This window comes from Pseudactinotalea sp. HY158 (assembly GCF_009660225.1).
Classification (GTDB): Bacteria; Actinomycetota; Actinomycetes; order Actinomycetales; family Beutenbergiaceae; genus HY158.
The window spans coordinates 1,477,997-1,491,389 of the sequence record NZ_CP045920.1 but is presented as its reverse complement, the minus strand read 5'-3'; the positions used below and the strand labels follow the sequence as shown (position 1 = coordinate 1,491,389).

12 protein-coding genes are annotated in these 13,393 nt (G+C 69.3%); 2 read left to right on the top strand and 10 right to left on the bottom strand.

The window, feature by feature from the left end:
- Positions 1-73: 73 nt before the first annotated feature.
- From GCE65_RS06630 to GCE65_RS06585, 10 genes are all read right to left on the bottom strand, one after another.
- Positions 74-2,569, bottom strand: coding sequence for an HNH endonuclease signature motif containing protein (locus GCE65_RS06630; RefSeq protein ID WP_153877830.1), 2,496 nt, complete (start codon positions 2,567-2,569; stop codon positions 74-76).
- Positions 2,570-2,739: 170 nt separating this feature from the next.
- A complete protein-coding gene (locus GCE65_RS06625; protein WP_152818892.1) occupies positions 2,740-3,729 on the bottom strand; it encodes a TerC family protein in 990 nt (329 codons plus the stop codon).
- A 153-nt stretch (positions 3,730-3,882) separates the two neighbouring features.
- Positions 3,883-4,644, bottom strand: a complete 762-nt coding sequence (gene mtnN / locus GCE65_RS06620) for a 5'-methylthioadenosine/S-adenosylhomocysteine nucleosidase (RefSeq protein WP_153877829.1) — start codon at positions 4,642-4,644, stop codon at positions 3,883-3,885.
- Positions 4,637-5,098, bottom strand: coding sequence for an S-ribosylhomocysteine lyase (locus tag GCE65_RS06615; RefSeq protein WP_152818888.1), 462 nt, complete (start codon positions 5,096-5,098; stop codon positions 4,637-4,639). Before GCE65_RS06615 ends, mtnN begins: the two co-directional genes overlap by 8 nt.
- Before the next feature lie 51 nt (positions 5,099-5,149).
- Positions 5,150-6,460: an FAD-binding oxidoreductase gene (locus GCE65_RS06610; protein WP_194928856.1), complete on the bottom strand. Its 1,311-nt coding sequence runs from the start codon at positions 6,458-6,460 to the stop codon at positions 5,150-5,152.
- A gap of 222 nt (positions 6,461-6,682) precedes the next feature.
- Positions 6,683-7,567, bottom strand: a complete 885-nt coding sequence (locus GCE65_RS06605; protein ID WP_153877828.1) for a carbohydrate ABC transporter permease — start codon at positions 7,565-7,567, stop codon at positions 6,683-6,685.
- Complete coding sequence (locus tag GCE65_RS06600; protein ID WP_194928855.1) at positions 7,564-8,559, bottom strand: carbohydrate ABC transporter permease; 996 nt, start codon at positions 8,557-8,559, stop codon at positions 7,564-7,566. The genes GCE65_RS06605 and GCE65_RS06600 overlap by 4 nt, the downstream gene beginning before the upstream one ends.
- Before the next feature lie 38 nt (positions 8,560-8,597).
- Positions 8,598-10,019, bottom strand: coding sequence for an N-acetylglucosamine/diacetylchitobiose ABC transporter substrate-binding protein (gene ngcE / locus GCE65_RS06595; protein WP_153877826.1), 1,422 nt, complete (start codon positions 10,017-10,019; stop codon positions 8,598-8,600).
- Positions 10,020-10,087: 68 nt separating this feature from the next.
- Positions 10,088-10,843 (bottom strand): sugar isomerase domain-containing protein, encoded by a 756-nt coding sequence (locus GCE65_RS06590; protein ID WP_228760148.1) that lies wholly within the window; start codon positions 10,841-10,843, stop codon positions 10,088-10,090.
- Positions 10,840-11,760: a MurR/RpiR family transcriptional regulator gene (locus GCE65_RS06585; protein ID WP_228760147.1), complete on the bottom strand. Its 921-nt coding sequence runs from the start codon at positions 11,758-11,760 to the stop codon at positions 10,840-10,842. The genes GCE65_RS06590 and GCE65_RS06585 overlap by 4 nt, the downstream gene beginning before the upstream one ends.
- A 120-nt stretch (positions 11,761-11,880) precedes the next feature.
- Here GCE65_RS06585 and GCE65_RS06580 point away from each other — a divergent pair, with 120 nt between their 5' ends.
- Together GCE65_RS06580 and GCE65_RS16255 are read left to right on the top strand one after the other, a co-directional pair.
- Positions 11,881-12,870: an N-acetylglucosamine kinase gene (locus GCE65_RS06580; protein WP_194928854.1), complete on the top strand. Its 990-nt coding sequence runs from the start codon at positions 11,881-11,883 to the stop codon at positions 12,868-12,870.
- A gap of 84 nt (positions 12,871-12,954) precedes the next feature.
- Positions 12,955-13,392 carry a DUF6788 family protein gene (locus GCE65_RS16255; RefSeq protein ID WP_194928852.1) on the top strand — a complete coding sequence of 146 codons (438 nt, stop codon included), beginning with the start codon at positions 12,955-12,957 and terminating at the stop codon, positions 13,390-13,392.
- Position 13,393 lies beyond the last annotated feature (1 nt).

Here is a 13,393-nt window from a genome sequence, read left to right as displayed (position 1 = left end):
GAACGAGCCACTCTCTCTCGTGGCTGCGGCCCCACCGCGAAGACGGTTCACGCCAGGCTGGCTCGGCGCAGGGTCACAGTCCGGAGGGCGGCGACGGGGGCCGATCGGCGAGGATGGCCTCGAGGTCGGCCTCGCTGGGGTCGACGTCACTGTCGGCATTGCCGTATTCGTAGTCGAGGGCGTCCATGAAGGCCTCGTCGAGGTCGTCACGGCGAGCCCGCGAGTCCGGTCCTGCCGCAGTGTTCGGGTGACCCCGGTGAGCTTCGAGATCCGTGCGAGCGGCGGGGTTCTCGCGTGCGCCGAGCGCCGTGTCGGCCTCGAGTCCCGGGGCCTCCTCGAGTCCCGGGAGAGTCTCGTTGCCCGGAAGAGTCCGATGAGCCGGGCGATCCGGGCGAGCCGGGCGATCCGGGCGATCCAAGTCCGGCTCGCGGCCGGAAACGGCGCCGAGCGCCTGGAGGTCCGGGAGCGCCTCGTGGCTCTGGGGTGCGCCGGGCCCCTGGAGGCCCTGGAGCGCACGGAGGTCACGGCGGTGCCAGGCCTGGTCGGTGACCTCGGTCGTGCCGGTCGGGGTGCGTAGGAACCGTAGGCCCATGGGGCCGCTCCAGTAGTAGGTTCCGGGTCCGAGCGTGACGTAGGACCAGGAGCCGCGTCCCTGCGGCTGCCCGGGATGGTTGTGGGTCTTCCAGCGATGGTGCCGGCGGCACAGGCTCGCGAGGTTGCAGGTGCAGGTGGGCCCGCCGGCCGGGTCGCCCTGGGCATCGGTCTTCCAGGGGTCGATGTGGTCGGCATCGCAGGCCCGCGCCGGGCGGGCGCACTTGGGGAAGGCGCAGGTTCGATCGCGTAGGTGGAGGTGGTCCTTGATCACGTCTCCGGCGGCATAGCCGGTCACTTCGTGTTCGGTTTCGAGGTCGATGACCGGACGCACGAATATCTGCGGCCCCCACGACCCACCAGACCCGCGCGGCCCACCGGACCCCCACGGCCCACCGGACCCGCGCGGCCTATCAGAGCCCCGTGGTCCGTCAACGGGCGCGCTGTCGGGCATGGCCGCGTCGTGGGGCGCGGTGAACATGGCCGCGACCTCGGCGGCGGTGATCACGAGCCCGGGCGGGATCCCCGGCCCCTCAATGCGCACGGGTTCACGGGCCAACCGCCCCGCGACATAGGCCGGACCGGTGGCGTGCTCGGGACAGGCCGTTCCTGCCGCGCCCGCGCAGGAGCCATCGACAGACGCGCCGCCGGCGGGCAGGCCGCCGTGATGGTGATCGGGATGATCAGGGGATAGGCCGCCGGGCCGGCGATCGGGACAGGCCGCGCCGGCTACGTGTTCGGGATCGGCCGTGCGCGGCGGATCAGAGCACGATCCACCGGCGGATAGGCCACCGTGATGACGATCGGGATGATCAGGGGATGGGCCGTCGGGATGACGATCGGGTGGTCGGCTTCCAGAATGAGGATCGGGTCGGTCGGGTGGCCTGCCGTCGGGCCAGAATGCGGAGGCGTTCATGTGCAGGTACATGACGACCTTCGCCCGCGGCACACCCCGACCCGACCACGCAGGCCCGCAGGACACACCACCGCCCGCAGCGGTGGCAGGCGCCTCGCCGGTCGGGTCCGCCGCAGCTCCGGCCGCCGCCGCTCCGGGCGCGCCTCCCACGGCTGGACTCGCGCCCGTGCCCGCGGCCATGACGTTGGTGCCGCCCGTGCAGTCCGGCGCCCCCGCCGCCGGTCCCTGAGCCTGCCGGGTCCCCCGGGCCTGCTGAACCTGCTGGTCTGGCTGCCCTGCGGTGAGGTCGAGGGCGTCCTGTCGGGCCGGTTTGGGGTGGTGGGTGGCGGCGATGATGCCCTCGAAGGTGAGGGAGCGTCGGGCATCGAGGACCTCACCGGATCCGGCGGCCTTGAGTTGCGCGGCCCCGAAGACCAGGCTCTGCTCCAGATCGAGGGCCGCGAACGTGGACACGATCGCGTCGATGCGGCCGGTGCCGTCGGTGCCGATATGGACATCGGCCCGGCGCGGATCGGCCTGCGCCCGCTGCAGGTCGGCGTACTGGTCGGGCATGTGGGTGATCATCGCCTCCCGCACCAGACCCTTGATCGCGTATCGGCCCCGGATCGCCCCGGCGGCAGCGACCTGGACATCGACGAACCGGGCCGCCTCCACAGTCAAACCGAGGGTCTGTTCGGCCACGAGCCGGGCCGTGTGCGCCCGGGTACGCCCATCGAGCACCCGCCCATACAACAGCGGCAGGCGTTCGGCGACCTCGAGGGCTTCGAGGAGCATCGCCTGGGCGGCGTCGGTGGAGAAGCCGGTCACGGCCGCGAACCAGTTCGCCACCGAATCACAATACGAGACCCCCAGGGCCAGATCGGTGTGGCACGACCACGCCCCGCACTCTTCGGTGACCGGGCTGCGCTGGGCGATCTCGATCGCCAGGAAGAACAGATCGGCCTCCGCACCCGCCTGGACCTTGCGCACCTGGCGGACCCGGTCCAGTACCGCGTCCTCGGACGCGATCGAGGCGATCTCCGCTCGCCTCGCTCGCATCTGCCGGGCCGCCTTCGTGCTCATGAAACAACCCTAGAACCGAGCACCGACATTCACCCCGGACAGCGGGACGACGGGGACGACGGCCCGGATCCCGCGGGAACCCGGGGAACCCACGGAACCTCGAGGCCACCGTGAGACCTCGGGGAGGCGGCCGGCAGTAGGTCGGGCACGCCGGCGGGGAAGGCGAGGGGTCAGACCGTCGGGTGCTCGATCGTCTTGGACTTGCCGACCGTGAGCGAGAGCACCGTGGTGACCGCGAGGATCCCGAGAATGAGCACGAGCGAGAGCGTCGTCGGAATCTCCGGGACGCCGAGCACCGGCTCGCCGCCGTTGATGAACGGCAGCTCGTTCGTGTGCAGCGCGTGGATCACGAGCTTGGCGCCGATGAGGGCGAGGATCGCGGCGAGCCCGTAATTGAGGTAGACGAGCTTGTCGAGCAGGCCGTCGATGAGGAAGAACAACTGGCGCAGGCCGAGGAGCGAGAACGCGTTCGCGGCGAAGATGAGGAATACGTGGTCGGTCAGGCCGAAGATCGCGGGAATCGAATCGACCGCGAAGAGCACGTCCGCCGAGCCGATCGCGATCATCACGATGAGCATGGGGGTGATGTACAGCTTGCCCTCGATGCGGTGGAACATCCGGTCCTGCACGTAGTTCGGCGTGGTCGGGAAGATCCGCCGGGTCCAGCGCAGAATCGCGTTCTCGTGGTATTCACCCTCGGTGCTCGAGGTGCGCACCTGCGAGTACGCCGTCCACAGCAGGAACGCCCCGAAGATGTAGAAGACGAACGACCACTGCTCGATGGCCGCGGCACCGATGAAGATGAACACGGTGCGCAGCGCGAGGGCGATAGCGATGCCGAGCAGCAGCACCTTCTGCTGATTCTCCCGTGGCACCTTGAAGCTCGCCATGATGAGCACGAACACGAACAGGTTGTCGACACTCAGCGACTTCTCGGTGATGTACCCGGCGAAGAACTGCTGCCCGTAGTCGTGGCCGCCCGTGATCCACACGATCACCCCGAACACGAGCGCGATCGCGATGTAGACGACCGACCACGTCGCGGCCTCCTTCATCGACGGCGCGTGCGGCGTGCGCACGTGCCCGACGAAGTCGACAGTGAGCATGACGAGGATGAGGCCGACCGTGGCGGCCCAGGCCCAGAGTGGCACGTCGAACATTCAAGCCTCCGGTGGATAGCGGGATTCACCGGAGGTCTCCCCCACCCTTCGGGGCCGATGGTGCCGAACCGGTCCGAGACCGATCGTGTTGACGACATCACCGCTTGCGGGGTACTCCCCTCCAACTGCGAGCAGGATACCCCATCTGTGGAATCACGCCCGCGGGCGCTCCCCCGCCCCGGCCCTCACGACACCGGCCGGCGGGTCGAGATGGTCGAGCAGGTCGAGGACGGCGGCGGCGGACCGGCTGCTCGCGAGCCCGAGGCCGTCGTGGAAGTCCTCGCCCGCGCGCGGGCTGCACAGGTCGGAGATGCCACGGACCGAGACGAAACGCTCGACGCCGAGCACGTGACAGGCCTGGGCGAGCGCGGCGGATTCCATGTCCACGGCCAGCGCCTGCGGGATCCGGGTGCGGATCCGGGCGGCGAGCTCGGCGCCCACGAAGGACGAGCTCGTGACGATGAGGCCGCTGTGCGCGTGCGCGGCGGTCTCGCCCGGGGCCGGCGCGACACCGGACGGGTACTCGGGCGGCATGCCGGGGACCTGCCCGAACTCGTACCCGAACTCCCGGGCGTCGACGTCGGCGTAACGGTAGGACCGCCCGAGCACGACGTCGCCGACCGACACCGTCTCCGCGAGGCCGCCCGCCGAGCCGAGGCTGACGACGGTTCCCGGCCACGGCCCACTCCCCCGAGCGCTACGGCCGACATCCCGCAGCCACGCGGTGAGCGCGGTGGCCGCGTTGACGGCGCCGATCCCCGTGGTCAGGAGCGTGCCGTTGCGGCCGGCGACGGTGATCGGGGTGTGGGTCGCGCGCGCGGTGGGCCCGGCCTGCTCGGGGCCGACGGCGTCGCTCCGGTGGCGTACGGCGGTGGCCTCCTCGGTCATCGCCGCGAGCAGCAGGAACTCACTCACCGGCGAAGACCGTTCCCCACTCGTCACGGGCGGCGAGGAAGCGCGAGACCGCCGCCTGGGCCGCCTCGAGACTGTGGCTCGCGGCCCAGCCGCACTGCGCCTCGTTCGCGGCCGGCACCGCCGTGGCGGCCAGGATGTCGCGACACGCGCTCTCGAGAACGGGAGCGATCTCGTCGACCGTGCGGGCGCCGTCCATGAGCAGATAGAAGCCGGTCTGGCAGCCCATCGGCGAGATGTCGATGACGCCGCGGGTGTGGTCGCGCAGGAATCCGGCGAGCATGTGCTCGATCGAGTGCACGGCGGGCATCTCGAGGTGGTCGACGTTCGGCTGGCAGAAGCGCAGGTCGAACTTCGTGACGGCGCTGCCGCCCGTGAGCGTGAGCCGATCGGCCACACGGATGTACGGCGCGGCGACCGCGGTGTGGTCGAGTCCGAACGATTCCGGTTGAGTCATGGTGTACCTCCTGGGCGCCACTGTATTGCGTCGCCGGCCCGGGCCCGGCCCTCAGTCGAAGGAATAGGCGAACCGGAACACCCGCTCCGGGTCCCACCGCTCCTTGATCGCGTCGAGGCGGGCGCGGGTCGGCGCGTCCCACGCCGCCCGGGCGCGCTGCGTGGCGTAGCCCTGGAAGTTGATGAGCGAGCCGCCCGTGGCCCAGGGCGCGAGCGCGGCGAGGACCGCGGCGCTGCCCGCGTCCACGGCGGGGCGCAGGGGCGGTGGATACGCGCCGACGACCGTGACGTTGTACGCCGCCTCCCGCCCACCGACGGCGGACGCCGCACCCTGCTCGCGGGCGAGCGCGCCGCCGAGGTGTCGCAGCTCGACCACGACGAGCGGGAGGTCGGCGCCCGGGCCGGCCGCCTCGAGGAGTGCGTCGATCGCGCCCGGGGGCAGGTCGCGCAGGGTCATGCCCTCGTCGCGGGCCGGCATCGGCTCGGTCGGATCCCGGTGCACCGAGGCGATGTCCACCGAGGGGTATTCGGCCACGAGATCGACGATCGGGGTCCCCGCGGCGAGCATCGGCGCGAGGAGTTCGGCGCCCCGGGCCGGGTCGCCGACGTGGACGAACCGCAGGTGCACGCTCAGGCGGCCCCGCAGCGGCTCCGGCACGACCGGCACGTCGGGCAGGCGCAGGAGCGCGGCCGAGGCGGTGACCGAGTCGGGCAGGGACGGCGCCCAGTCGCCGAAGGCGTGGAGGATCCGTTCCGCCTGCTCGCCCGGGAAGTACACGCCGCCGCCGTAGTAGGTCGGAGCGGTCACGAGGTCGAACTCGAGTTCGGTCACGATGCCGACGTCCGGTTTGCCACCGCGCATCGCCCAGAAGAGGTCGGGTTCGCGCTCCGCGTCGATCTCCAGCTCGCGGCCGCCGGCGTCGATCATCCGCAGCCGGCGCACGCCGTCGGAGTTGAAGCCGAAGGTCCGCCCCATCGGGCCCGTGCCGCCGCCGAGGGTGTAGCCGACCACTCCGACGGCCGGCGTCGAGCCGCACAGGCCCATGAGGCCGTGGGCGGCCGCGACGGGGAGCAGGTCCTGCCAACGGGCCCCGGCGCCGACCCGGGCGGTGCGGTGCGCGGGATCCACCTCGACGCCGCGGAGCCGGTCGGTGAGCACGAGCAGGCCGCCGTCCATCGGCTCCCCCTTGCCGTGGCCGGTGGCCTGCGCGCGCACCCGGAGGCCGTGCTCGGCCCCGAAGTCGATCGCGGCACGGATGTCGGCGGCGTCGGCCACCCGGACCACGACCTCCGGTCGGTGCTCGGCGGCCGGGTTGAACCCGGAGTGCGCGGATGCGTACCGGGGGTCCTCCCCCGTGAGCACGTCGCCTCGAACGTGTGAGCGTAAGCCGGATAGTGCAGTCATCCGCCGTCCTTCCACCGCCCCTCAGCGTAATTCCGCGGCGGGGCCCGCGTACAGCCCCGCTTCGCCCGCGACGCCTCAGATACCTCGCCGACGACGACGGCCCGCCCCGGCGGATGCCGGGACGGGCCGTATCGATCGAACTCGCCGCCGCCGACGAGGCTCGACGGTGATGTCAGCCGCCTACTTGCTCGACCCCTGGGAGACCGATCCCTGCAGCTGACGCTGGAAGAAGATGTAGAACACGAGCACGGGAACGACCACGATGACGAAGGCCGCGAACATCGAGCCGAAGTCCACCGCGTAGCCGGCGCTCACTGCGTAGCGGGCGATCGACTGGGTGAGCACGTAGTTCTCCTGCTTCGTGTTGAGCGCGACGGGCAGCAGGTACTGGTTCCACAGGCCGAGGAAGTTCATGATCGTCACCGCGGCGATGCCGGGCTTCGCCATGGGCGCCATGACCTGGAAGAACGTGCGCCACTTCCCGGCACCGTCGATCTGGGCCGCCTCGCTGATCTCGGTGGGCAGCCCCTGGAAGAACGCGTAGAGGAAGAACACCGTGAACGGCAGGGCGAACGCCACGTAGGTGAGCGCGAGGCCCGGGAGGGTGTTGAGCAGGTACATGTTCTGCAGCACGAAGAACAGCGGCACCACGGCGAGGAAGATCGGGAAGGTGAGCCCGGCGAGCATCGCGTAGTAGATGAGCCGGCTTCCGAAGAACCGGAAGCGTGCGAGCACGTAGGCACACATCGCCCCGAGCAGCATCACCGCGATGAGCGCGGTGCCGACCACGAAGATCGTGTTGAGGAACGAGCGCCCCATCCCCTCGGAGACCCACACCGTGTAGTAGTTGGAGAAGTGCCACTTCTCCGGCAGGCCGAACGGCGAGGACAGCACCTCGGTCTTGCCCTTGAAGGACTGCAGGAGCACCCAGAGCATCGGGGCGACCACGATGATCGACCAGATGATGAGCACGCCGTGCGAGATGGTGGCGACGGCGCGGTCGCCCTTGCCCGTGATCGCTCCGTCGTGCGTGCGGGCGTGTGCGGAATCGGTCTGGCTGGTCATCGCTTCGCCTTCCTGTTGCCGCCTCCGGTGAGGTAGTTGACCGAGAACACCAACGCCGCGAACAGCAGCGTGATGACGGCCAGGAACACGCCGATGGCACTCGCGTACCCGAACTTGAAGTCGTTGAACGCCACCCGGTAGAGGTACTGGGTGATCACGAGGGTGCTGTATTCGGGCCCGCCCGTGGAGTTGAGCACGCTCATGTAGGCGAAGGCGTCGAGGGCGAAGATCCCGAGGTAGATCCAGGCCGTCTGCACGTTCTCGCGGATGAGCGGGATCGTGATCGAGATCGCGGTGCGGAACCGGCCCGCGCCGTCGAGCCGGGCGGCCTCGTACGTCTCCGCCGGCACGTCCTTGATCGCGGCGATGAACAACAGCATGTAGAAGCCGATGAGGCCCCACATGATGACGAAGATCGACACGGGCATCGCCGTGGTCTTGTCCCCGAGCCAGGCGAACCCGGCGAAGCCGTCGAAGCCGAGCTCGACCAGCAGACTGTTGACCAACCCGCCGTTCGGCAGCAGCACGAGTTGCCACAGCAGCCCGATGGCGACGCCCGGAATGGTGTAGGGGAAGAAGGAGACGACCCGGTAGAAGCTCGACCCCTTGAGCCCGCGGATCTGCCCCTTCGAGGCGCCGCCGACGGTGATGAGCGTGGCGAACGTCAGGGCGATGATGAGGATGAGGGTCGGCACGACCGCCAGGAGCAGCACGCTGTTCCCCAGGGCCTTCATGAACAGGTCGTCGTTCAGCAGGCGCTCGAAGTTGTCCAACCCGATGAAGTTCATGGAGGCCGTGAGGCCGTTCCAGTCGGTCAGCGAGTAGTACGCCGCCTGGATGAACGGCCAGATCACCAGGAAGAGGAACACCGCGAGCGGCACGCCCAGGAACACGAGGAAGAACGAGATACTGTCAAAACTGAAGTCGCGGCGGCTCCGCCGCCGAGGCACGACTGGTGCCTCGGCAGCGGAGGTGCGGATGTTGTCAGTCACAACACTCCGATCGATCGGTCAGGAAGATTCGGAACACGTCAGGAGATCTTGACCTTCTCGATCGAGTCGTCCTCACGGGTCTTGTCGGTCAGGCCCTGCAGGTCGGAGGTGAGCTCCTCCACCGACTTGTCCCCGCTGAGGAACGAGTTCATGTAGACGAGCTGGTCGGTGTTCATTCCGTACAGGTTGATGAACTTGATGGTGAAGAAGCTGTTGTTCGCATCGGCGAGCATCTTGCCCTGGGACTGCAGCGCCGTCGAACCGAAGCCGTCTTCCGGCACGGTGTCGAGCACGATCGTCGGGGCCTTCTTCTCCTTGGCGAAGTTGACAGCCGCCTCCTTCGACAGCATGGTCCGGAGGACCTCCTTGCCTCCGGCGATGTTGTCAGCCTGCGAGGGCACGCAGAACGGCTCGCCGGCCTCCGCACGCAGGCCCAGCCCACCGGGGTTCGCAGTCAAGCTCAGGTCCGGGACGGCCCGCATCTGGAAGTCCGGGGCAGTGGCGTCCTTCATCTCGTTCTCGATCCACGAGCCCGAGGGGTAGAGGATCGCGTCCTGGTCCTTCGACCACTGCGCCTGCGCGGCGGTGAACTGCGTGCCGGCACCACCAGGCATGAAGTAGCCCTTGTCCACGCACTCCTTCATCTTGGTGAACACGGTCTGGATCTCGGGCTGAGACCAGCTGTCCGGCTCGAGGTTCTCGAGCGCGAGGCGGACCTTGTCCCCGCCCTCCCGGACTGCGCCGTCGACCGCGAGGGTCAGGTAGTAGGTCGCGGCCTCCTTGCCCCACGTGAACAGGTACTTGCCCTGCTCCTTCGCCTTGGCTCCGAGGGCGAGTGCGTCGTCCCACGTGGCGGGCGCGTCCCAGCCGTTCTCCTCGAACAGCGAGCCGGAGTACCAGACGCCGTAGACGGTGAGCACGTAGTTGAGCGCGACGAACTTGCCGTCGAACGTGCCCGGGTCCTTCGCACCCGAGAAGAGCGAGTCCTTGATCGGCTTGCCCTCGAGGTTGTTGGCCTCGAGCACGTCGTCGAGGGTCTCGAGACGATCGCGGATGTCGTTCCAGCCGATCGAGTCGGCACCCGAGTTGTCGATGAGGTCGGGCACGTCGCCGGAGACGAAGCGGGGCTGGAGCTCCTGGGCGACCTTCTGGGTCGCCTTCACCTCGGTGGTGGTGCCGAGGTTCTTGTCGACGATGCCGCCGGCGAAGGACACGTAGTCGGTGCCGTAGCCACCGTCGAAGATCACGGCCTCGATCGAGCTACCCTCTTCGACGCCGAAGGGGTTCTTCGTGGGGTCGTTCTCGGTGTCGCCACCATCAGTGGTGGCGTCGTCGGTCGGTTCCTCCGAGCCGCCGCCACTGCTGGCACAGGAGGCAAGGGCGACCCCAAACGGCAGCGCGACAGCGGTCGCGGCGGCGCCGCGCAGGATGCTGCGGCGAGAAAGGCTCTTGTCGTTCATGGTTCTAACTGATCCTTCACAGGTTGGTGATGAGGGTGAGCCCGGTCGGGCTCGCGGTGTTGTGAGGCTCAGGCACTCCGGCGAATCCGGTCGCCGTAGCGCTCCTCCAATGCATGATTGTGTTCGTCACCTCCAGGGCGATTGGCAGAGATGTACATGGGCGGCGTGTGGCCGTCGGCGACCATGCGCTCGGCGGCGCTGATGGTCAGGATCTGGGCGATGTAGGCAGCGGTGAGGGAGGAGACCGCCCCGACCCCGATGCCGTCGCCGACACTCAGGGTCGCGTCGCCGAAGGGGGCGAGGTTGTCGATCACCACGTCGGCGATCTCGCTCAGCCGCTTCCCGCTCGGGTGCTTGGGGGTGACCGCGTTCGTGTGCTGCAGGCTGGTCACCGCGATGAGCTTGTGGCCGCGCTCCTTGATCGCGAGCGCGAGCCCGACGATCGAGCCGTTGACCCCGGAGTTCGAGGCGATGAGGAAGACGTCCTCGGGGTGGAAGTCGTACAGGCCCACGAGGTCGTCGACGATCTGCGGGTCACGCTCCAGCTCCCCGCCGCTGAGGATGGCCTCGTCGCGTCCACCGCGCAGGACGAGGTCGCGCAGCGCGATCTTGTTCGTGGGGATGAACCCGCCGGCCCGGCCGGCGATCTCCATCGCGAACGCCTCGGAGTGTCCCGTGCCGAACGCCTGCAGCACCCCGCCCGAGGCGAGGCTCTCGGTGGTCAGGGCGATGGCCTCGTCCAGGCCGCCCGCGGCGATCGTGCGCCCGAGCTCCTCGAGCCGGCCGATCACCTCGGCGTGGAACGCTTGTTGAATCTGAGTCACTGAACCCTCCGGGACGTGCGCGAACGCGCCATGTGGCGTCGAGCGACCACGGCCATGGCCGAGTCGGTCAACTTGGTCAAACTGTCCTCGTAGTCGACACCGGCCACGAGCAGGTAGAGCAGATCGAGCACGAAGAGCTGCGCGTGCTTGGCGGACAGGTCCGCCGGGTGCAGGTACTTCGAGGGCACGGCCGCGACGAGGGTGAGGTCGGCGACGTCGGACAGCGGCGTCGAGGTGTTGTTCGAGACGGCGACCGTCAGCGCTCCCGCCTGGCTCGCGCACAGCAGCATGTCGATCGTCTCGCGGGTCTCCCCGCTGTGCGAGATGCCGAGGGCCACCGTGCCCGGCCCCTGGAGCGTCGCCGAGGCGAGACCCTCGTGCACGTCCCGCCAGGCGTGGGTGTTGACGCCGATCCGGTAGAGCCGGTCCTGCATCTCCTCCGCCATCGCCCCGGAGCCCCCGACACCGTAGAGGTCGACGTGCGAGGCCTGGGCGATCTGGGCGGCGACGCGGGCACAGGCCGACAGGTCGAGCAGTCCCGCCGTCGCCTTGAGTGACCGCACGTGCCCGTTGAGCAGCATGGTCATGACCTCCCGCGGCGAGTCGGACGGGCCGAACGCCCGCCCGATCTCGACCTGGGCGCCCTCGTCCGGCCGTCCGCTGTCGGCGGCGATGCCGACGCGGAACTGCACGTACCCGGGATAGCCGATCGCCCGGCAGAACCGGGTGATCGTCGCCGGCGACGTGCCCGCGTGCTCGGCGAGCTCGGTGATCGAGTACTCGAGCGCCGCGCGCGGATCGGCGAGCACGAGCTCGGCCACCTTGCGCATCGCGGTGGGCAGGGCCGGAATCGCGCTCTCGATACGCTCGGTCACGCGCATCCCGGCGTCACCGTTGGCGAATACTGAGCTCGACACGTGAACTCCCGTCATCCTCGACTGTCTGATCGTCTTCGACCTGGACGCTGTGTCCGTGGTCACGTCTGAAATATATTCTTATCTTCCCCACTTGTCAGCCCCCCGGAAGGAAAATTTTTCTTGAAGAGTCTGATTGCGCTCGATGCGGGCGGAACCTCGGTGCGCGCGGCCCTCCTCGCGGGTGATGGAACAGTGCGTTCGGTGGCGGTCGGTGGACGCGCGAATCCGGTGTCATCCGGCCGAAAAGTCGCCTTCGAGTCGGTGCTCGACACGGTCACCCGCGCGACGTCCGAACGCACCCTCATCGACGAAGGTCTCGATTCCATCACGATCTGCTCCGCCGGCGGTTCGGAGTTCCTCCGCGACGGTTGGCTTGCGAAAGAATTTCACCATGCGGGATTCACGATGCCCGTGCACCTCCGCTCCGACATCCTCGCGGCCTACTGCTCGGGGGCGGTGGAGCTCGACGGCTACGGCCTCGTCTCGGGCACGGGCGCCGCGGCCGTGCGCGTGCGTGCCGGGGAGATCGTCGCGGTCGCGGACGGGATGGGCTGGCTCCTCGGCGACGAGGGGTCCGGCTTCCAGATCGGACAGGCGGTCGCGCGGGCCGTCGTGGCCGACCTCGACCGGCGCGGGCCCGCCACCGCCCTCACCGCGGCGCTGACGGAACTCCTCGACATCGAGGTCGACCCGCGCGCCGGGCACGAGGGGCGGGTACGCACGCTGCTCAACCTGAGCGACGTGCTCTTCGGCTGGTCACCCATCGAGCTGGCGCGCCTCACCCCGCTCGCCTTCGAGTTCCCGCACGACGAGGCGGCCCGCGAGATCGTGGCCGGCGCCCAGCAGCGCCTCGGCACGACCCTGACGGCCGTGCTCGATCCCCACTCCCCCGGGCCGGTCGTGCTCGGCGGCAGCGTGCTCACCCGGCAGCCGGCGATGTCCGCCCCGGTCGTCGAGGCGATGACCGCCGCGGGCTTCCCCGCCGACCTGCGCACGGTCGGCGACGGGCTCGTGGGCGCGGCCGTCGTGGCGCTGCGGGCGGCCGGCACGGACGTCGACGACGCCGTGCACCGTCGCCTCACCGAGGGCGTCGCCCGGTTCCGGGTGTGAGTCGTGGACGTGTCGCTGATGGGTTTGTGCTGGTCAGCCTCTACTCTGATTGTGGATAGCATAATCAGCATTGGAGGGTGTGTGATGGACAAGGACTACTCGACGATGGCGGTGGGCGAGCTCGAGGAGCTGCGTTCGCTGGTGCTGGACCGTATGGCCGCGGTTCCGCAGTTCCGGCGTGGGTCGTTGCAGGTGGGCTATCGCAAGTGCGGGCGGGCGACGTGTCGGTGTGCTCGTCCCGGCGAGCAGGGTCATGGCCCGCGGGGGTTGTGGACTCGGACGGCCAAGGGGCCGGGTGGCTCGCGCGGGCAGTACATCCCGGTCGATCAGGTCGACCAGGTCCGCGCCGAGCTGGACAATTACGCCCAGTTCGAGGATCTGGTGGCCGATTACGTGGAGATCAACGAGGCGCTGTGCAAGGCGCGGGTGAGGCCACCAGGGCGACGTGGGAACGTCGTCCCCGCTGGCTCTGGCGGGGAAAAAGGGGGGCCTGGGACCGGGACGGCCTCGCGGAGAGTCTGAG

Excerpts from the sequence above, each read along its gene's own strand:
- GCE65_RS06605 (WP_153877828.1), bottom strand. The coding sequence starts at position 7,567 with ATGACCAGCCAGACCGATTCCGCACACGCCCGCACGCACGACGGAGCG.
- GCE65_RS06615 (WP_152818888.1), bottom strand. The coding sequence starts at position 5,098 with ATGACTCAACCGGAATCGTTCGGACTCGACCACACCGCGGTCGCCGCG.
- GCE65_RS06630 (WP_153877830.1), bottom strand. The coding sequence starts at position 2,569 with ATGAGCACGAAGGCGGCCCGGCAGATGCGAGCGAGGCGAGCGGAGATC.
- GCE65_RS16255 (WP_194928852.1), top strand. The coding sequence starts at position 12,955 with ATGGACAAGGACTACTCGACGATGGCGGTGGGCGAGCTCGAGGAGCTG.
- ngcE (WP_153877826.1), bottom strand. The coding sequence starts at position 10,019 with ATGAACGACAAGAGCCTTTCTCGCCGCAGCATCCTGCGCGGCGCCGCC.
- GCE65_RS06625 (WP_152818892.1), bottom strand. The coding sequence starts at position 3,729 with ATGTTCGACGTGCCACTCTGGGCCTGGGCCGCCACGGTCGGCCTCATC.